This window comes from Ruminococcus sp. B05, assembly GCF_003628495.1.
Lineage (GTDB): Bacteria > Bacillota > Clostridia > Lachnospirales > Lachnospiraceae > Schaedlerella > Schaedlerella hominis.
Genome location: NZ_RBZR01000027.1, coordinates 20,487 through 40,461, shown reverse-complemented (window position 1 = coordinate 40,461; position 19,975 = coordinate 20,487). Strand labels below are relative to the sequence as shown.

Genomic DNA, 19,975 nt, shown 5'->3' with positions numbered 1-19,975 from the left:
CCATAACGTCAAGTTAGTAAGACCCCTTGAAGACGACGAGGTAGATAGGGCAGAGGTGGAAGTGTGGTAACACATGGAGCTGACTGTTACTAATAGGTCGAGGGCATAACCAGAACAGGTGATAGGAGAACAAGATGGATGAAAAACTTTGTATGCAGTTTTGAAGGTATACTTCAATAAAGGTAATCCTCGATAGCTCAGCGGTAGAGCATTCGGCTGTTAACCGAAGGGTCGTTGGTTCGAACCCAACTCGGGGAGGTTAGAAGAACATCTCATAGATTTATGAGGTGTTTTTTTACTAGGGGGTCGTCGTGAACTAAAGGCATCTGCACAAGCAAATAACCCATGATATAGATACATCAGACAGCAGAAAAGTAAATACATTATCGCTCCACCTATTTCAATCACGGTACACCTCAAAGCAAGAAAAGACTATGCAATCCAGCGAATTGGAGTCGGGTTTGCCCGACGAAGCTGAGCAGGAGTGCATAGTCTTTTTCTTGTACGTATTTTTTTGTTAGCCTTGAAAAGTATATTAACCTTGTGATATAATAGGTATATAGGATTGGAGGAATATTATGAAGATATCAACAAGAGGACGTTATGCAATTCGTGTAATGTTAGATTTGGCAGAACATAACACAGGAGAATATATTCCATTGATGGATATAGCAAAAAGACAGGAAATTTCAGAAAAATATCTGGAATCAATTGTGGCATCACTAAGTAAAAATGGATTTGTTCGCTCACTACGAGGAAAGGGTGGCGGATATCAGCTTGCAAAAGCCCCGGAAGAATATACGATCAGGAGTATTTTACAACTTACAGAGGGATCATTGGCACCGATTTCATGCCTGGAGGACAATCCAAATTTATGTGAACGTGTTACCGTGTGTAAAACAATTAAAATGTGGGAAGGTCTGTATAAGTTAATTCTTGATTATTTTGATGGAATTACATTAGCAGATTTATTAGTGGATTCTACAGATGTAGGAAATTATATTATCTAATATAGGACAAATGGATATAATTGCGTTATAATAGAAATATAAATAACGCGGAGGTGGCAGATGAAGAAGAAAATAGCACTGCTGCAAGGGGGATTTAATGGAGAAGTAATGAAGTATGCTATTCGAGGAATTCGAAAACGTATACAAGAAGAAGGCGCTGAGCTTTATATATTCAGTTGTTATGGCGGAGAAAAAGAAGATTTGTTGTACAATCAGGGAGAGTATCAGATTTTTTCATTATTAGATTGTAATGAATATGACGGATTTCTTATGGCATCGAATAATATTACTTCAGGAGAAGAGAGGGAGAAATTACGTAAGAAACTGGTTGCAAGTGGAAAACCGGCAGTTAGTATGGAACATGAGTTGGAAGGTCTATATTATGTCGGATGTGAGAATTATCGAACTGTGAAAGAGATAACATTACACATGATTGAAAAACATGGGTGTAGAAAAATATATTTCATAGGCGGACCAGAAGATAATTACGAATCACAAAAGCGAAAAAAAGGTGTTCAGGATGCAATGGATTTAAAAGGATTGCAATATGAAGAAGCCTGGTTTCGAAATTACAACTACACATATCATGATGGATATCAGGCATTTTATGATTTTCAAAAAATGGGTTTGGAAGTTCCGGATTGTGTTATTGCTGCAAATGATGAGATGGCAATAGGATATTGTGCTGCAGCTGGTGAACAGGAATTACATGCACCAGAGGATTTTAGAATCTCTGGATTTGATAATTTGAGAATTGCAAGTACATATCGTCCAAGCCTGACAACAGTAGAGCGTAAAAAAACAGAGGCAGGCTATCAAAGTTGCGATGTATTGTTTCGTTTGATAAATGGGGAGGATGTTCCACAAAAAACAACTTTGGAGAGTGAGGTAGTCTATCGTTCAAGTTGTGGATGTACAAATCATGAAGAAAAACCCAAAAATGGAAAAAGACATATAATCGAGACGATGTTAAATCGAAATTATGTACAGAATAATTTTCAGATTTTACAAAAGAGACTGGTTCAAAGTGAAAATTGGAATGAGTATGCGAATACATTGGCAGAACATGTAATAAATAATATTCCGTGTAGTGCAATGTATATATTGCTTAATAGAACTGAGCAATTGGAGCAGCATACAGGACAAATCCTCAACAATCAAGAATACGATTCAAAATTAATTGTGATTTTTGCATTGGAAAAAGGAAAGCTGGTAGAGTATAAGGAGTTATTTGATATTTCAAAACTAATTCCGGGAGAAGAAGAGGATGATGAAAAAGCGCATGCCTATATGATTATGCCGGTTCATTTTCAAGAAAAAACAATTGGCTATTGTGTAATCAAGGACAGTTTTCAAATGATTGATGATGAAAGTTTATTTAGCGGGTCACATTGTATCAATATGTCAATGCAGGTTATGATTGAGAGACTGGCATTGAAGCAGATGAACCGTATGTTAGATGAGTTGAGTGCGGAAGATGCTATGACAGGAGTTTACAATCGCTTTGCCTTGTCGAGGCATGCGGAAAAGATTTTGCAATATGACCGGCTTGAACAGAGAGAAACCTTAATACTGTTTAGTGATATTAATCGTTTAAAAATGATCAATGATACATACGGACATAAAAATGGTGATATTGCAATTACAACTGTAGCGAATGTTCTGAAGAAAGTTTGCCCGAAACATTCTGTTGTTGTTCGTTATGGTGGAGATGAGTTTGTTATTGTAGTCTCAGGTGGTGACTATAACAAAGGTCTTAGGATCAAAGAGGCGATTTATGATGAATTAAAACAGGCAAATGAAATCCTGGATATTCCATTTCAGATATCCACTAGTATAGGATGGGTGTGTGCAAAACCTGATGAAAAATTATTGCTGGAAGAGTATGTAAAACAGGCTGATAAAGTAATGTATAAGGAAAAGAAAAAAACAAGATGACAAGACAGATGTAAAACATTTGCTTGCAAAAAGTTTACATTTGTTATACCCTAGAAGAGATATATGTGATTAGTAGTGGAAACGAAAGGTATAGAATAATGAGTGAAACAGTAATAGAGCAGATTAATCGTTTGAAAAAAGAGAAAAATGCAGTAATTCTTGCACATTATTATGTAGATGGAGAAGTTCAGGCTATTGCAGATTATGTGGGTGATTCTTATTTCCTTGCAAAAAAAGCAACGACAGTCGATGCAGATGTAATACTTTTCTGTGGAGTATCATTTATGGGCGAGAGTGCAAAGATTCTTAATCCGCAGAAGAAAGTAGTAATGGCAGATAAAAACGCTGACTGTCCTATGGCACATATGGTGGATGAATTAAAAATTAAAGAAGTAAGAGAACAATATCCAGATGTATCGGTTGTATGTTATGTAAATTCAACAGCAGAGATCAAGGCATTATCTGATGTGTGTGTGACATCTTCCAATGCACTTAAGATTGTTAAAAATCTTCCAAATAAAGATATTTTCTTTATTCCGGATAACAATCTTGGAAGATACACAGCAGAGCAGATTCCGGAGAAACATTTTATATTTAATGATGGATTCTGTCATGTACATAAAAGTATTCATAAAGAAGAGCTTTTAAAAGCAAAAGAGGCAAAACCGGAAGCAGTTGTAGTTGCACATCCGGAATGTACACCAGATGTATTAGAAGAAGCAGATTACATCGGAAGCACATCTCAGATTATTGATTATGTGACAGAATCGGATAAGAAAGAATTTATCGTCTGTACAGAAATCGGAGTATTCTATGAATTAGAGCAGAAGAATCCGGAGAAAAAATTCTATTCCGTAGGACATCGTCAGTTCTGTCCAAATATGAAGAGAATTAGTCTGAAAGGAGTAGCTCAGGCACTTGAAACAGTGGAGCCAGAAGTAGAATTGCCAGAAGATTTGAGAGTGAAGGCAGAACTCCCATTGAAGAGAATGCTGGAATATGCACAGAAATAAGATAATAAAATTTAATAATGAATAAAAAAAGTGAGACGGGGAAAAAAATCTGTCTCACTTTTTTATTCGAAAGTACATAGGAATTAAACCTTTATTGTAATCTACGCTGTATATTGTCCTTTATTTTATCAGAGAGCTGTGCGTATTGAATTAGCTCTTCTTCTGTAAATTCAGAAAAACGAGTCTGGTCAAAATCATTTTGAACAACAGAGAGATCGGCAAGAATTGTATCAGCTGCTGAAAGAAGAGTAATCAAAAGCTGTCTTGGTGAACGCGAATCTTCTATCATGATTAGATTTTTTAAAGTAAGTTTTTTTAATGCTCTCGAGAGGGAACTTTTGGAAATATCAATAAAATCGGCCAGTTCTTTGCGTGTTGTAACACTGTGTGGGTGGCAAAGATAAAAAAGAACCCAGATTTCAGTCATAGATAAATCATGCTTTAAAGCAACAGGTTCCAGATAACGTTCCAATAATTTTCGAGTACGGTAATTATCCATCAAAACACCTTCTCCGGCAATAGCTGCCTGGCAAACTTTGGCACGTTCCTCTCCCAGGCGGGTAGCACCGGGCAGGATTGCTGGCGGAACAGCCCCATCTTTCGCAGCATCTATGAAAAAGCGATATACCTGCAGTCGGTTCTTTTCATATTCTTCTTCATCTAGAATATTCTTATAGAAATTATTATAGTATTCAAATACGTTCAATTTCATTTTTATGGTATTGGAAATGCTAGCACCTTGTGTTACAAGAGAACCTTTTGTTTTCACATAATAATAAATAGGTGTCTTTAAAGCGTAAAATCGTGTCGCGTATCGAATATATTCCAGATTAAACATAAAGTCCTCACACCAGCTAATATCTGGGTTCATTCGTAAATGATGCTGCTCAATCAATTCTCTTTTATATAATTTGTTCCAGATTACACCATAATAATAATCGGCAGGATTTTCCATCATATGCTCAGCGAATTCTTCACGGGAAATGACCTCATCTTCATCAATATCGCCTTTGTGAGAAACGCGTTCACCTATAACACGATAAAAATCGGCAATTACAAGATCTGCCTGAAAATCTTCTGCCGAACGTAAAAGAAGTTTGGTGGCATCAGGGGTAATCCAGTCGTCGCTGTCAAGGAATTGAAGATATGTTCCACGGGCCTGATCTATAGCATGATTTCGTGCAATCGATACCCCACTGTTTGATTGATGAATGACACGGATGCGGGAATCATTTCTTGCATAGGTATCGCAGATTTCACCGGAAGAATCAGGACTTCCATCGTCGACCAGTAATAGTTCAAAGTCGCGATATTCTTGATTTAAAATACTGTCAATACAGCGCGAGAGAAAAGTCTCTGCTTTATAGACAGGAACAATAATACTAACTGTTGGATTCATAAAGCTTACCTCTTTGAAAAATGATGTTAATGTCACTATAGCAAAGAGCAGATAAATTTTCAAGGTAGGTATGAGTTTACACGAAGGAGCTACTTTACAAAATAAAGAGAATATGATATTGTTATCATAAATTAGCACTCAGAGAAAAAGAGTGCTAACAAATGTGAACTAAGATTTTCCGATATAGAAAGCAGGGTGAATGATATGATCGTAGTACCTATTTATGATATGATCATTTTGCCGGGAGTAACATTTTACTTTAAGCAAGATGTGTTTCAGGAATTAGAGATAGAAGATGTGAAAGAGGGAGAAGAACTGATCTTTTTATATCAAAAAGAAGATAAGGCGAGACAGAGCCTGACGGAGGAGGATTTTTATCCAATTGGTGTAGAAGGAAAAGTAGAAGGGATTGATCGGGATGGTAATATCAATGTCCGAACATTTCACAGAGTAGATATTCATAATATAGAAGTAACAGAGGGAAATATTTCGCTGGAAGCAGTGAATCGGGATGAGATAGAAGATATCGATGCACAGGAGTGTCAGATGCGTTTTGAAAAAATGCGTACCTCACTGCTCCGTTTCGCACAGGGATTTCAATGGGGGGTATGGGCCAGAAGTTACATATTGCATTGGAAATCAATAAGCGAAGTTGTATCTGCATTGTCCAGCTATCTGAATCTGACAAATGAAGAAAGATACCAGATTGTAGAGACGGATGTGTTGTCACAGCGTATAGAGAAGATGGAACACGCTGTGTATGAGTTTATAGAAGTGACAAGAGTTGGAGAAGAAGCAGAGAATGCGCAACAAGAACGTCATGAGAAAGTATATCGTGAAGATGCAATTAAGAAACAGATTGATTTTCTGCAACGTCAATTAGATGAGATGCATCCGGAAAATATATCAGATGTGCGTAGATTTGAGCAGAAAATAGAAGAATCCGGCATGAATGAGACTGCGAGAAAAGAAGCAGAAAAGATTCTAAACCGCATGAAGCAGGAAGGAAAAGATAGTCATGAATACGGCATGCTCTACGATTATCTGGATTTTGTAACGACACTGTCCTGGAAGAAAGAAGAAGTAGAAGCTATTGATTTGGATAAAGCAGAAGATATTTTGGACGAAGAACATTATGGCTTGAAAAAAGTAAAAGCAAGAATTATTCAACAAATTGCAGTTATGCAATTGAATAAAAAACAATCGGGTTCGATTTTGTTGTTTGTCGGGGCACCGGGAACCGGTAAGACGAGTATCGGTCAGAGTATTGCAAAGGCATTACACCGAGAGTATGTGAGAGTCAGTCTTGGTGGCGTAAGAGATGAGGCAGAGATCCGTGGTCATAGAAGAACTTATGTAGGGGCTATGCCGGGGCGCATCATGGAAGGAATGAAAAGATGTGGAGCATCGAATCCGGTTATGGTATTGGATGAAGTTGATAAGCTGTCAAAAGATTTTAGCGGAGATCCGGCAAGTGCACTGCTCGAAGTATTAGACCCCGAGCAGAATAACAATTTTACAGATCACTATTTGAATGTACCATATGATTTATCAGATGTATTATTTGTCTGTACAGCAAATTCGTTGGATACAATTCCGGAGCCTTTACTAAATCGAATGGAAGTAATACAGTTTCCGGGATATACAGCAGTGGAAAAATTTCAGATTGCAAGAAAGCATTTGCTTCCAAAAGCAATGGCAGGAATGGGAATTAAGGCTAAGAATCTGAAAGTGACGGATGATGCAATTAGAACAATTATCCAAGATTATACGGCAGAATCAGGCGTTCGAGGACTGAAAAAACAAATGAATACATTGTGCCGTTATGCCGCTGTAAAATTGGTAAAAGGGGAACAAAAGAGCATTACAGTAAATCCAAAACGGCTTCGTGAATTTTTGGATCAAAAGCCAATCCATCATGAGAGTATTTTAGAAGAAAAGCAGCCGGGAGTCGTTACCGGACTGGCATGGACGTCAGCCGGCGGTGAGATTTTATTTATAGAGGCGATGTTTACAAAAGGAAGTGGTAAGATTCAGGTGACAGGTCAGCTTGGTGATGTGATGAAGGAGTCTGTTCAGATTGCGGTTAGTCTGGTTAAATCAATGTATCCGGAATCAGCAGCAATGTGGAAAGAAAATGATTTGCATATCCACGTTCCGGCCGGTGCAGTACCAAAGGACGGCCCATCTGCCGGCATAACACTGACAACGGCGTTGGCGTCATTGGTGACAGGCAAAGCGGTCAGTCCTCAATATGCGATGACAGGAGAAGTTTCGTTACGTGGAGGGGTAATGCCAATAGGCGGTCTTCCAGAGAAACTTATGGCAGCGCAGAGAGCAGGCGTGTCGAAGGTATTTATACCATATGAAAATGTGGAAGACCTTGAAGACGTTGCAGATGAAGTAAAAGAAAAGCTGGAGATTATACCGGTTAAAAAAGTAAAAGATGTATTAAAACGGTTGGGACTATAACATAGTCCCAACCGTTCGACTTGAATAAGAAAAAGTATTCATTAAGATTAAGGTAATAGTGCATACATAACTACGAAGTGACACATACTTCCACCCATTACGAATAAATGAAAAATTTCGTGACTTCCAAAATTTTTATGTTTACTATTAAAAATCGGAAGCTTTAATGCGTAGATAATACCGCCAACAGTATAAATAATTCCGCCTGTCAGAAGCCATAAAAAAGAAGTATGGCTCATGGAGTTTAATATTTGAGTGAAAGCAAGAACACATGTCCAGCCCATTCCGATATAGAGAATGGATGAAATCCACTTCGGACAGTAAACCCAGAAGGCTTTAATAAGAATACCTACGATAGCGAAGCTCCACACAATGGCCAGGAGAATAAGTCCGGTTTTTCCTTTTAATACTAATAAACAAATTGGCGTGTAGCTTCCTGCAATCAATACAGAAATCATCATATGATCCCATTTTTTTAAAATCGTATTGATTTTAGCAGAAATATCAAATGTATGATAAGTAGTACTGGCTGCATACAATAATATCATACTTGCAGAGTAGATTGCGAGTGAGATAACGTAAATACGGCTAGGTTCATGAGCAGCTTTGATCAGTAATGGGACAGCTGCAAAGATTGCCATTAACATTCCTATAAAATGGGTGATCGCACTGCCGGGTTCTTTAATATGATGTTGTGATTTCATGATTCATTCCTCCTCTTTTATATCAATTGAAATATATTCATGTTTGTTTGATTATATGAATAGTTAACATACAAAATAGAATTAAATAACGCTATATATAGTATTCAAAACTACATCTAACATATGCCTATATTATATCAATAAAAGAAAAAATGCAAGAGGAAAATAAAATAGGATGCGAAAAATGTTATAACATTTTTCACATCCTATTTTAGAATTATCCATGAATTCTTGTTCCGGCTTTTCCATGTAAACCGGCTTTTAATTGCTCAAGAGAAGTGATCAGAGCCTCGCGACCTTCTTTTTGTTCGATGAATTCAACAGCAGCCTTAAATTTAGGAAACATATTGTAAGTACCGAAATGTCCGGCATCCATATATTCTTTTGCCTGAGCAACGGAGATAGAACCGAGTTTTTCTTCAGCTGGAGTGCCCATGTTAATACAAACCTGATCTACACTTGTAAGGATAATAAGGAGATCGGCGTTGACACCTTCTGCAAGTTTACCTGCGACAAGATCCTTTTCAATAACAGCACTGGCACCGCGTAAGTGATTATCCTGTTCCAGAACAGGAATACCGCCACCGCCACATGCAACAACTAACTGATCAGCATTAAGCAGAGCATTGATAGCATCTAATTCTACGATTTTAACCGGGTTTGGAGCGGATACAACTCGACGGAATCCTTTACCAGGTTCTTCTACTACATAATTTCCTTTTTTACGTTCTTCGTTGGCATCTTCAGCATTCATGTAACGTCCGAGTACTTTTGTTGGGGTATAGAAAGCTTCATCATACGGATCTACAATAACCTGCGTCAGGACTGTGCTGACTGTACGATAAATACCACGGTTCAATAATTCCTCGCGAATTCCATTCTGCAGGTCATATCCGATATAACCCTGACTCATGGCTGAGCAGACCGACATTGGTGCAGATGTATAATTATCATGAGTTTTGCCAAACTCATTCATAGCAGTATGAATCATACCGACCTGAGGTGCATTACTGTGAGTGATCGCAACCTGATATCCTTCTTCAATTAAATCAGCAATAGATTTGGCTGTTTTAGCTACAGCAACTTTCTGTTCTGGTAATGTTGTGCCAAGCGCTCTATGACCCAGTGCAATAACCGCTCTTTTTTTCATAATTTCGTTCCTCCGTTTCGTCTAAGCAATGTATGAAAATTCCTTCTTACATAATAAATTGTCAGAAAGAAAAAAGCAAGATGTAAGTATTCATTCGGGAAGAAAAATGTTATAATAAAAAAACGTGGGTTAGAATGGAGGTAAATTTGTGAGAAAACTGCTTATTTATTTAAAAGATTATAAAAAAGAGAGTATTATAGGTCCATTGTTTAAATTATTGGAAGCAACGTTTGAATTGATCGTGCCGGTTATTATGGCACACATCATAGATATTGGTATCAAGAATCACGACACGCTTTATATTTGGAAAATGGGTGCCGTGCTTGTAATATTTGGAATTTTAGGGCTTACATGTTCATTGCTGGCACAATATTTTGCGGCGAAGGCAGCAGTTGGATTTGGAACTGCACTCAGGCATGATTTATTCTGGCATATTGAAAATTTGTCACATGCAGAAGTTGATAAGGCCGGAAGTTCAACATTGGTTGTTCGAATGACAAGTGATGTCAATCAGGTACAATCAGGGGTGAATCTTGTATTACGACTATTTTTAAGATCACCGTTTATAGTTGTCGGCGCACTGGTTATGGCATTTACAATTAACTGGAAGGCAGCAATGGTATTTGTTGTGACCGTTCCGCTGTTGGCATTCGTTATCTATGGAATTATGGTTATTACGATTCCTTTATACAAGAAGGTTCAAAGAGAATTAGATGAAGTATTATTGACAACCCGTGAGAATTTGACAGGAGTTCGTGTGATTCGTGCATTTCGTACTCAGAAGCTGGAGAGAGAGACCTTTGAACATAAGAGTGATATGTTGATGGATATTCAGATGCATGTCGGTAAAATTTCGGCATCATTGAATCCTTTGACATATATTATTGTAAATGCCGGGATTATTGCAGTTATCTGGTTTGGTGGAATTCAGGTAAATGTAGGCGATATGACACAAGGAGAAGTAATTGCACTGGTAAACTATATGACACAGACATTGTTGGCACTTGTGGCCTTGGCAAATCTGATCATAACATTTACAAAAGCATTGGCATCGGCAGGAAGAATCAATGAAGTGTTTGCAATGAAGCCGGGCATTGTAGATGGTAATGAAAAAGAGTCAGCAGTGCAACAGACAGAAGAACCAAAAACAGCTGTAAGCATGGAAGACGTAACATTTTATTATCAGGAGAGTAAAGAACCTGCTCTGGAGCACATTTCATTTACAGCAAAAAAAGGTGAGACAATCGGAATTATCGGTGGTACCGGTTCAGGAAAGTCAACCTTGGTAAGTTTAATCCCAAGATTTTACGATGTGACAGAAGGCCGGGTGTTTGTCAATGAGAAAGATGTCCGGGAATATAAAGTAGAGAATCTGAGAAGTAAAGTCGGCACGGTTCCGCAGAAAGCAGTTTTGTTCCATGGAACAATTCGAGATAATATGAAGATGGGACGAGAAGATGCCAGCGATGAAGAAATTTTTGAGGCACTTAAGACAGCACAGGCATTAGAAATTGTAGAAAATAAACCTGGTAAATTAGACACAGTGTTAAGTGAGGGCGGAAAGAATCTGTCAGGAGGACAGAGACAGAGACTCACAATCGCAAGAGCATTGGTCCGCAATCCGGAAGTATTGATTTTGGATGACAGTGCATCTGCGTTGGATTTTGCAACAGATGCTAATTTAAGAAAAGCAATCGCGGAAGATACAAATAATATGACTGTATTTATTGTGTCTCAAAGAGCTGCATCGATTATGCATGCAGATAAGATCATTGTATTAGATGACGGACAGATGGTTGGCTATGGAACACATCAGGAATTGTTGAAACAATGTGAGGTATATCAGGAAATCTGCTATTCTCAATTTTCAAAAGAGGAGGTGCAGGACCATGAGTAATCAGTTAGAAAAAAAGAATCAGGATACAATAAAAAAAGTTTTTAAGCTGATACGTCCATATATGCATTATCTGATTTTATCGTTGATTTTTGCAGCAATTTCTGTAGCACTGACTTTGTATGCACCAATCTTATCAGGAAATGCAATTGACTTGATATTGTCAAAAGGACATGTAGATTTTGCCGGTGCATTTCAGATTTTAAAAAAATATGCGGTTGTGATCATTCTGACAGGTGTGGCACAATGGCTTATGAATTTATGTAATAATAAAATTACTTACCGGGTAGTAAAAGATGTTCGAATCCGGGCATTTGCAAAATTACAGGAACTTCCACTAAAATATATTGACTCACATCAGTATGGTGAGACAATCAGCAGAATCATAACAGATGTAGAGCAATTTTCAGATGGACTGCTGATAGGATTTTCACAGTTATTCACAGGAATTGTTACAATTGTGGGGACATTACTCTTTATGTTGACAATTAATGTGAAAATCTCTCTGGTTGTTATCTTAATCACGCCAGTGTCATTGTTTGTTGCGAGCTTTATTGCAAAGAGAACATATACGATGTTCAAAGCACAATCAGAGAAGCGCGCAGAGATGACATCGCTTATTAATGAGATGGTGGGGAACCAAAAAGTAGTACAGGCATTTGGATATGGTTCAAGGGCTTTGGAAAGATTTGATGAGATAAATGCAGATTTGCAAAAAGTTAGTCTGCGTGCGATTTTCTTTTCATCAATTACGAATCCAAGCACTCGTTTTGTAAATGGACTTGTATATGCAGGTGTTGGAATTACAGGTGCGTTAAGTGCAATCCGGGGATATATTTCCGTAGGACAATTATCTTGCTTTTTAAGCTATGCAAATCAGTATACAAAACCGTTTAATGAGATTTCCAGTGTCATTACGGAACTTCAGAATGCTGCGGCATGTGCGAGAAGAGTGTTTGATTTTATAGAAGAAACACCAGAAATCCCTGATTATGAGCAGGCGGTTGATTTACAACAGGCAGACGGAAGTCTGGAATTAAAAGAAGTATCATTTTCTTATAGAAAAGATGTTCCGTTACTTCAACATTTGAATCTGCAGGTAAAGCCGGGACAGAAGATTGCTATCGTAGGCCCGACAGGATGTGGAAAGACAACACTGATTAATTTGTTGATGCGTTTTTATGATATTGATGCAGGGCAGATTATTGTCAGTGGTCATGACATTCAGGAAATTAAAAGAGACAGTCTGAGAGAAAATTTTGGTATGGTTTTGCAGGAAACCTGGCTTAAATCAGGGACTGTTGCTGAGAATATTGCATATGGAAGAGAGGGGACTTCAAGAGAAGAGATCATAGCGGCAGCAAAAGCAGCCCATGCCCACAGCTTTATTAAGAAAATGCCGGAAGGGTATGATACGATGATCCAGGAAGAAGGAGGAAATCTTTCGCAAGGACAGAAACAATTGCTTTGTATTGCAAGGGTAATGTTAAATTTACCACCAATGTTGATTTTGGATGAAGCAACATCATCTATTGATACACGTACAGAAATCCGAATTCAGAAAGCTTTTCATCAGATGATGGAAGGAAGAACGAGTTTTATTGTAGCCCATAGATTGTCTACAATCAGGGAAGCAGATGTGATTCTTGTGATGAAGGATGGAAATATTATCGAGCAGGGAACGCATGACGAATTATTGCAGGTCGGTGGATTTTATAAGCATTTGTATGAAAGTCAGTTTGCGAAGTAACATTTGTGAGATGAATAAAAATAAGAGTCACATTTTTACATTAGTGACAATTACATGTATTGCAGGGGGTGTAGGGCTTTGCCCAATTTCGGCAATAGCAAAGTCTGAGAATAAAATAGTTGCAATAAAAAAAGAAAATACGAGTAATTTGAAGCGCGTGGATCTAACAGCGATACTAGAAAGTATAAAACCAATCAGTATGGTTAATTCCAACGAAGATTCAAAAAGTAAAAGCACACAAGAAAAAAGTGAAAAAAAAGAGTTACCAAAGTCGTATATAATTGAGGAATTCCCGATTATAAACCAGATGCCGGAGTTACCGACAGGATGCGAGATTACAGCAATGACAATGGTATTGAATTATTACGGATATCAGGCAGATAAAATAGAGATGGCAACACAATATCTACCTGTATTATATGAAGCAGAAATGTATGTGGGTGAAGACGGGAAGATTTATGGGAGTGATATAAATAAATATTTTATAGGGGATCCTACTACTGTAAATGGAATCATTTGCGGAACAGAGGCAATTGTTACAGCGGTAAATCAATATTTGGATGAGAATGGAAGCACTATGCGCTCAATCGCCAAAAAAGGAGTATCACTGGAAAAATTATATCAATGGGTAAGTGAAGATACACCTGTGGTGGTGTGGTGTACCATAGATATGGCAGATCGTTATGAAACAAGTGGGTGGTATACAGAAAATGGTGATTATGTTGAGTGGAGCCAGAATGACCACGGAGCGGTGCTGATTGGATACGATGAGAATCATGTCACAATTGCAGACCCGATAACCGGTGTGGTTGAATATGAAAAAGAACAATTCGAGTCTGTTTTTGAATCAAGGGGCAACCAGTGTGTAATATTGGTGCAATAGAGTTATTTGGCACTGTGAACAATAACGTAATAGAAGGTGGCATTTATCGATGGTTGTTCCGTGAAATCAATTGTGCTATACTATTCAAGTATTAAATTCCTTGTTAGGTCTGTCATTTCACGGAAGGCTTATTGAGGAATCAAAGGAGATTAAAAAATATGCTTACAGTAATGAAATTTGGCGGAAGTTCAGTCGCTGATCTGGAACACATCCGCAATGTAGCAAAACGCTGTATCGAAAAACAGCAGGCCGGCAGTCAGGTTGTTGTTGTTCTTTCCGCAATGGGAAAAACAACAGATAATTTAATTGCAACAGCTAAGCAGATTACTGAACAGCCGTCCAGAAGGGAACTGGACATGCTGCTTTCAACAGGAGAGCAAGTATCTGTATCGTTGATGGCCATGACGCTGATCCAGATGGGAGTCAGCGCAGTATCGTTAAATGCATGGCAGGTACCGATGCAGACAACGTCAACTTATCAGAATGCACGATTTAAACGAATCGACTCAGAGCGTATCCGAAAAGAGCTGGATGCCAATAAGATTGTAGTTGTAACAGGATTTCAGGGGATTAACAAATATGAAGATATTACAACTCTTGGCCGTGGCGGATCGGATACAACAGCAGTTGCTTTAGCAGCAGAACTCCATGCAGATGTCTGTGAGATTTATACAGATGTAGATGGTGTTTATACTGCAGACCCACGTATCGTACCGGATGCACAAAAGATGGAAGAGATTACTTACGACGAGATGCTGGAAATGGCTTCTCTTGGGGCAAAAGTCCTCCATAGCAGATGTGTGGAAATCGCAAAAAAATATGGTGTGGAACTCTTAGTATGCTCCAGCCTGAACCGAAATTCCGGAACAATTGTAAGGGAGAATACAAAAATGGAAAAAATGTTAATCAGCGGTGTAGCAGCCGATAAAAATGTAGCTAAAATTCGTGTTGCCGGACTCGGAAATGACCCAGACAGCACATTCCGTTTATTGAATTTATTAGACAAGAATAACCTCAATATCGATGTTATGATCCAGTCACTTGGCAAAGACGGAACAAAATCTGTTTCATTTACAGTAGCTAAACCAGACCTTCTTCGTGCGTTAGATTTATTGAACGACAACAAAGATTATCTTGGAATTAAAAAATTAGATTCCGATGAAAAAGTTGCTAAGGTATCTGTCATTGGTGCGGGTATTCGTTCACATTCCGGTGTCGCTGCTAAAATGTTCGGGGCACTGGCTAGTATCGGTGTAAATACAGAGATGGTCACTACTTCAGAAATCCGTATTACAGTTCTGATCGATGAAGAATACACAGATCTTGCAATGCGTAAATTGCATGAAACATTTATTAACTAATTAGGTATAAGAAACATGGGAATTGAATTTCAAATTCTGGATGCTTTACAGAAAATCCATACACCAATATTGGACAAGTGCATGGCAGCAATTACAAGTTTGGGAAATGCAGGCATTATCTGGATTATACTGGCAGCGGTGTTATTGATTTATCCGAAGACTAGAAAGACAGGAATTATTGTAGCGGCTGCTTTAATCGTAGATTTAATATTGTGCAATGTAATCTTAAAGAATCTGATTGCAAGGACAAGACCATATGATATAAATACTGCGGTGCAGATTATTATAGCAAAACCACATGATTATTCATTTCCATCAGGGCATACGGCAGCATCCTTTGCTTCCGTAGCGGCTCTGTATTTGGCAGGTGCAAAAAAAGGATGGAAAATTGCAGGAGTTTTGGCAGTATTGATTGCATTTTCAAGATTATATTTTTATGTACATTTTCCAACAGATGTGTTGGGTGGAATTGTGTTTGGAATCCTGTCAGGTGTGATTGGGTATAAGATAGTGAAGAAGAAAATTAGGTGAACCAACAGGGGACGTGAGCCAAATGGGGACGGAGTTAGTGGCTTTTTTGCGTAGCAAAAAGCCACTAACCCCGTCCCCGTTGGCTCACCCGTTGGTACTCTTCCTATATTCAGAAGGTGTCATTCCGAATTGTTTTTTGAATGCGGTATGAAAATGACTCTGGCTGGAAAAGCACAGGAATTCGCTGATCGTACTGATAGACTTATCCGTGTATTGCAGAAGTTCTCTTCCTTCTTCCAGTTTACAGCGAAGGATAAATGCACTGACGGAAAAACCAAGCGTTTTCTTAAAATAAGCAGAGAAGTAAGATTTACTAAATCCAACATAATCAGCAACATTTCCGACTGTAAGATGCTGGTTTGTATTCTGCTGAATATATCGAATTGCTTTTTGCATACGCTCGTCTGTAGAGACGGGCGTTTTTGCTTGCGCTACTTTTTCGGCAAAAGTATAACTGATTTTCCCAAGAAGATCAGTTAAACGATCTGCACTTGTCAGACGCTCTGAAGATTGAATGAAATAGTCGGAGAGCTGATAAGCAGTATCGTAATCCAGTCCGCCTTCAATCGCGGCACGGGTACATAAGGTCGTTGTGATGATAATATTATTCTTTAACTGACGAAGAGCAGTAGATCCTGTGACACCGGTATGAAAATTGCTTTCACTATAAGCAAATCTTTTGAAGCCTTCGTAGTCACCGGTGCGGACAAGTCTTAGAAGCTGTTCCTCAAGAATATAAGTCTGGTTGTGCTGTTCATTTTCCTTTTTCTGATAAGTTTCTTCCAAAAGAAGAGAGGTATCTGACATAACGTCACCATCAGACAATGCCTGTCCGACAGAAGGAAGCTCTTCAAATGAAAGCAGTTCTTCGTGCAGACAATAGTTGAGGAAGATACATTTCTTTAACAGAGAACTCAGAGACAGACACGGAATCTGACGGAGAAAAGAATTAAAATCAGAGTGAATGTCATTTGATACCATGTAGTCTTTGTATAAACGCTGCAGATCGGACTCAGAATAAGGCACAGTTGTGACTGGACCAAAAACAATGTAACCGTTTTTCAAGTGATTTAATCTAAGAGAGCAAAAAATAATGCCATATTCAGTTATACAGTAAGTGATACGCTCGGAACCTGAAAAAAGTTCTTGAAGATATTGGAATGGAGGATAAGTCAGTTCGTCCTGTTCCGGCATGCAGAAAATACATTTTTCAGCCGAAAAAAGATACATGGGGATATTCGAATCTGGGTAATAAGCTTTTATAAAATTAATCAGAGAATAATTCTTTTTCATAAGTTTTCACTTTCTTTTCTTTATATAAAATAGACGTTCGATTTGAATTCTTTCTGTCATCAGCGTAATCGAAAATATTTCCCAAGTCAATAGAAAAAAGCATAATAAAAGTATAAATATATAAATAAAAATTTAAAAATGAAATAAAATAACGCGTAATCCCGTTATGATATAGCCATGATGAAAACCCGATAACAATGTAACTAGCAATACATCATAATAAGGAGGAAACGACAGTATGGAGAAAGAAAAGATTCAGAACTTGATCTCTCAGATGACACTGGAAGAGAAAGCCGGAATGTGTTCCGGTGCAGATTTCTGGAAACTTAAGTGCGTTGAGCGACTTGGAATTCCACAAATCATGGTGACAGACGGACCGCATGGAATCAGAAAGCAGGCAGAATCAGCAGATCATCTTGGAATCAATGAGAGCGAAAAAGCAATTTGCTTTCCGGCCGGATGTGCAACAGCATCTAGTTTCGACCGTGACTTGATTCGCAGACAGGGAGAGCTGCTTGGACAGGAATGTCAGGCAATGAACGTAAGTACACTTCTAGGACCTGCCCTGAATATTAAGCGTTCACCACTTTGTGGAAGAAACTTTGAATACTATTCAGAGGATCCGTATGTATCTACAGAGATAGCAGCAGCACTGATCGAAGGAATTCAGAGCAAAAATGTAGGAACCAGTGCAAAGCATTTCGTGGCGAACAATCAGGAAAAGCGTCGTATGACAAACTCTTCTGATGCAGATGAAAGAACATTAAGAGAAATTTATCTGGCATCTTTCGAGGGTGCAGTTAAGAAAGCAAAACCATGGACGGTAATGAGTTCGTACAATCGTATCAACGGAAAATTTGTTGGAGACAGTAAAGAATATCTGACAGATATTTTAAGAAAAGAATGGGGATTTGACGGATATGTTGTTTCTGACTGGGGTGCAGTCAATGACAGAATTTCATCTCTTGCAGCGGGGCTTGACCTGGAGATGCCGCCTGGAGATTATGAAAATGACCGACTGATCGTAAAAGCTGTTCAGGAAGGAAAACTTGATGAGAGCGTAGTTGATCAGGCTTGTGAAAGAATTCTTAATATTATTTTCCGTTACACAGAGAATCGTGATGAGAAAGCTGTATTTGATTATGAAAAAGATCATAAAGCAGCGGCTGAAATCGAAGCGGAGTGTATGGTATTATTAAAGAATGAAAATGAAATTCTTCCACTGACTTCTGATAAGAAAATTGCATTTATCGGAAAATATGCAAAGACACCTAGATATCAGGGGGGAGGAAGTTCTCACATCAATAGCTGGAAAGTAGAGTCAGCACTGGATGCGGCAAAAGAAATTCCGGAACTTGCGAACGTGACTTTCGCAGAAGGATATCAGGATGAGAAAGACGAAGTTGTAGAAACACTTCAGAGCGAAGCGGTGAAGATTGCAGAGGAGGCTGATGTAGCGGTTCTTTTCCTTGGACTTCCGGACAACTTTGAATCGGAAGGATATGACAGAAAGCATATGAATCTTCCAAATTGCCAGAATGAGCTTGTGAAAAAAGTGCTCGAAGTACAGAAACATGTAGTTGTTGTTCTTCACAATGGTTCTGCAGTACTTATGCCTTGGAAGGATCAGGTGGAAGGAATTCTGGAAGCTTATCTTGGAGGAGAGGCTGTAGGAAAAGCGGTTGCGGAAGTGCTTGCAGGAATCAAGAATCCTTGTGGACGTCTGGCAGAGACATTTCCACTTCGTCTGGAAGAGACACCATGTTATCTGATTTATGGAAAAGGATTTGATAATGCAGTTTATCAGGAAGGTGTGTTTGTCGGATATCGCTATTACACATCCAGAAAGATGGAAACAGCATTCCCGTTTGGCTACGGATTATCTTATACAACATTTGCATACAGTGATCTTCAGTTGGATAAGAAAGAAATGTCCGACAAAGAACATGTAGAAGTAAGTGTAAAGGTTAAAAATACAGGAAAACGTGCCGGTAAAACGGTTGTTCAGCTTTATGTTGGGGCGCCGGAGACAGAAGTGGTACGTCCGGTCAGAGAACTGAGAGGATTTGAAAAGATTTTCTTAGAAGCCGGAGAAGAAAAGACCGTTACATTTATACTGGGCGAGAGAGCATTTGCTTACTGGAATACATTGATCCATGACTGGTATGCAGAGGAAGGCACTTATAAAGTCATGATCGGCAAAAATGCAGATCAGATGTGTGTAGGGGAAGAAATCACAGTACATCCTACAAAAGAACTTCCAAAAACATATTCCTTAAATACTTGCCTTGGTGAACTGATGCGTGATCCAAAAGCACAGACTGTAATGGCACCATTTATGCAAGGAATGGCACAGAATGATGCGGCAATGGATATGGCAGAAGCAAATGAAAATGATCAGTCAGGAGTTGTGAATCAGGAAATGATGGCAGCGATGATGGAAGGTATGCCGCTTCGTCAGCTTCTAAGCTTTGTTCCGGGAATTAAGAGAGAGATGCTTGAGCAGATGGTAAATGCGTTGAATCAATTATAGGATGAGATTGTAACAAAGAGTTGTTATTCACAGTAAGACAAGAA

14 protein-coding genes, 1 tRNA gene and 1 rRNA gene are annotated in these 19,975 nt (G+C 38.5%); 12 read left to right on the top strand and 4 right to left on the bottom strand.

What is annotated here, in order from left to right:
• The 5 genes from D8Q48_RS14505 to nadA all read left to right on the top strand — a co-directional run.
• Nucleotides 1–113: ribosomal RNA gene (locus tag D8Q48_RS14505) — 23S ribosomal RNA — on the top strand; the annotation flags it as partial.
• 73 nt (nt 114–186) lie between these two features.
• A tRNA-Asn gene (locus D8Q48_RS14500) sits at nt 187–258 on the top strand.
• Between the two features lie 320 nt (nt 259–578).
• Nucleotides 579–1,010: an RrF2 family transcriptional regulator gene (locus D8Q48_RS14495; protein WP_022075369.1), complete on the top strand. Its 432-nt coding sequence runs from the start codon at nt 579–581 to the stop codon at nt 1,008–1,010.
• Between the two features lie 60 nt (nt 1,011–1,070).
• Complete coding sequence (locus D8Q48_RS14490; protein WP_118688782.1) at nt 1,071–2,948, top strand: GGDEF domain-containing protein; 1,878 nt, start codon at nt 1,071–1,073, stop codon at nt 2,946–2,948.
• A gap of 98 nt (nt 2,949–3,046) precedes the next feature.
• The gene (gene nadA / locus D8Q48_RS14485) at nt 3,047–3,961 is read left to right on the top strand and encodes a quinolinate synthase NadA (protein WP_118688783.1); all 915 of its coding nucleotides are present in this window, start codon (nt 3,047–3,049) and stop codon (nt 3,959–3,961) included.
• Between the two features lie 91 nt (nt 3,962–4,052).
• On the opposite strand, the gene D8Q48_RS14480 is transcribed toward nadA, so the two are convergent.
• On the bottom strand, nt 4,053–5,360 hold the full coding sequence (locus D8Q48_RS14480) for a glycosyltransferase (protein WP_121056988.1): 1,308 nt from the start codon (nt 5,358–5,360) through the stop codon (nt 4,053–4,055).
• A 204-nt stretch (nt 5,361–5,564) separates the two neighbouring features.
• Between D8Q48_RS14480 and lon the strand changes: the two genes are divergently transcribed.
• Nucleotides 5,565–7,832: an endopeptidase La gene (gene lon / locus D8Q48_RS14475; protein WP_121056986.1), complete on the top strand. Its 2,268-nt coding sequence runs from the start codon at nt 5,565–5,567 to the stop codon at nt 7,830–7,832.
• A gap of 47 nt (nt 7,833–7,879) precedes the next feature.
• Here the strand turns inward: lon and D8Q48_RS14470 are convergent, their stop codons facing one another.
• Entirely contained in the window at nt 7,880–8,536 is a 657-nt protein-coding gene (locus tag D8Q48_RS14470; RefSeq protein ID WP_117992155.1) for a hemolysin III family protein, read from the bottom strand.
• A gap of 217 nt (nt 8,537–8,753) precedes the next feature.
• Nucleotides 8,754–9,689 carry a carbamate kinase gene (arcC, locus tag D8Q48_RS14465; protein WP_347562308.1) on the bottom strand — a complete coding sequence of 312 codons (936 nt, stop codon included), beginning with the start codon at nt 9,687–9,689 and terminating at the stop codon, nt 8,754–8,756.
• Nucleotides 9,690–9,834: 145 nt separating this feature from the next.
• Here arcC and D8Q48_RS14460 point away from each other — a divergent pair, with 145 nt between their 5' ends.
• The 5 genes from D8Q48_RS14460 (at nt 9,835) to D8Q48_RS14440 (ending at nt 16,105) form a co-directional block, all read left to right on the top strand.
• A complete protein-coding gene (locus tag D8Q48_RS14460; RefSeq protein WP_118688788.1) occupies nt 9,835–11,583 on the top strand; it encodes an ABC transporter ATP-binding protein in 1,749 nt (582 codons plus the stop codon).
• A complete protein-coding gene (locus tag D8Q48_RS14455) occupies nt 11,576–13,330 on the top strand; it encodes an ABC transporter ATP-binding protein (protein ID WP_121056984.1) in 1,755 nt (584 codons plus the stop codon). Before D8Q48_RS14460 ends, D8Q48_RS14455 begins: the two co-directional genes overlap by 8 nt.
• Nucleotides 13,308–14,213: a C39 family peptidase gene (locus D8Q48_RS14450; RefSeq protein WP_243116312.1), complete on the top strand. Its 906-nt coding sequence runs from the start codon at nt 13,308–13,310 to the stop codon at nt 14,211–14,213. The genes D8Q48_RS14455 and D8Q48_RS14450 overlap by 23 nt, the downstream gene beginning before the upstream one ends.
• A 158-nt stretch (nt 14,214–14,371) precedes the next feature.
• Entirely contained in the window at nt 14,372–15,574 is a 1,203-nt protein-coding gene (locus D8Q48_RS14445; RefSeq protein ID WP_117992159.1) for an aspartate kinase, read from the top strand.
• Between the two features lie 15 nt (nt 15,575–15,589).
• Nucleotides 15,590–16,105, top strand: coding sequence for a phosphatase PAP2 family protein (locus D8Q48_RS14440; RefSeq protein ID WP_118724780.1), 516 nt, complete (start codon nt 15,590–15,592; stop codon nt 16,103–16,105).
• An 84-nt stretch (nt 16,106–16,189) separates the two neighbouring features.
• Here the strand turns inward: D8Q48_RS14440 and D8Q48_RS14435 are convergent, their stop codons facing one another.
• Nucleotides 16,190–17,086 (bottom strand): AraC family transcriptional regulator, encoded by an 897-nt coding sequence (locus tag D8Q48_RS14435; RefSeq protein WP_172697000.1) that lies wholly within the window; start codon nt 17,084–17,086, stop codon nt 16,190–16,192.
• A gap of 550 nt (nt 17,087–17,636) precedes the next feature.
• Between D8Q48_RS14435 and D8Q48_RS14430 the strand changes: the two genes are divergently transcribed.
• On the top strand, nt 17,637–19,931 hold the full coding sequence (locus tag D8Q48_RS14430; RefSeq protein ID WP_121056975.1) for a glycoside hydrolase family 3 C-terminal domain-containing protein: 2,295 nt from the start codon (nt 17,637–17,639) through the stop codon (nt 19,929–19,931).
• Nucleotides 19,932–19,975 lie beyond the last annotated feature (44 nt).

Bases quoted from the DNA above. Each gene is read 5' to 3' on its own strand.
- D8Q48_RS14495 (WP_022075369.1), top strand. From the start codon at position 579: ATGAAGATATCAACAAGAGGACGTTATGCAATTCGTGTAATGTTAGAT.
- D8Q48_RS14490 (WP_118688782.1), top strand. From the start codon at position 1,071: ATGAAGAAGAAAATAGCACTGCTGCAAGGGGGATTTAATGGAGAAGTA.
- nadA (WP_118688783.1), top strand. From the start codon at position 3,047: ATGAGTGAAACAGTAATAGAGCAGATTAATCGTTTGAAAAAAGAGAAA.
- D8Q48_RS14480 (WP_121056988.1), bottom strand. From the start codon at position 5,360: ATGAATCCAACAGTTAGTATTATTGTTCCTGTCTATAAAGCAGAGACT.
- lon (WP_121056986.1), top strand. From the start codon at position 5,565: ATGATCGTAGTACCTATTTATGATATGATCATTTTGCCGGGAGTAACA.
- D8Q48_RS14470 (WP_117992155.1), bottom strand. From the start codon at position 8,536: ATGAAATCACAACATCATATTAAAGAACCCGGCAGTGCGATCACCCAT.
- D8Q48_RS14455 (WP_121056984.1), top strand. From the start codon at position 11,576: ATGAGTAATCAGTTAGAAAAAAAGAATCAGGATACAATAAAAAAAGTT.
- D8Q48_RS14450 (WP_243116312.1), top strand. From the start codon at position 13,308: ATGAAAGTCAGTTTGCGAAGTAACATTTGTGAGATGAATAAAAATAAG.
- D8Q48_RS14445 (WP_117992159.1), top strand. From the start codon at position 14,372: ATGCTTACAGTAATGAAATTTGGCGGAAGTTCAGTCGCTGATCTGGAA.
- D8Q48_RS14440 (WP_118724780.1), top strand. From the start codon at position 15,590: ATGGGAATTGAATTTCAAATTCTGGATGCTTTACAGAAAATCCATACA.
- D8Q48_RS14435 (WP_172697000.1), bottom strand. From the start codon at position 17,086: ATGGTATCAAATGACATTCACTCTGATTTTAATTCTTTTCTCCGTCAG.
- D8Q48_RS14430 (WP_121056975.1), top strand. From the start codon at position 17,637: ATGGAGAAAGAAAAGATTCAGAACTTGATCTCTCAGATGACACTGGAA.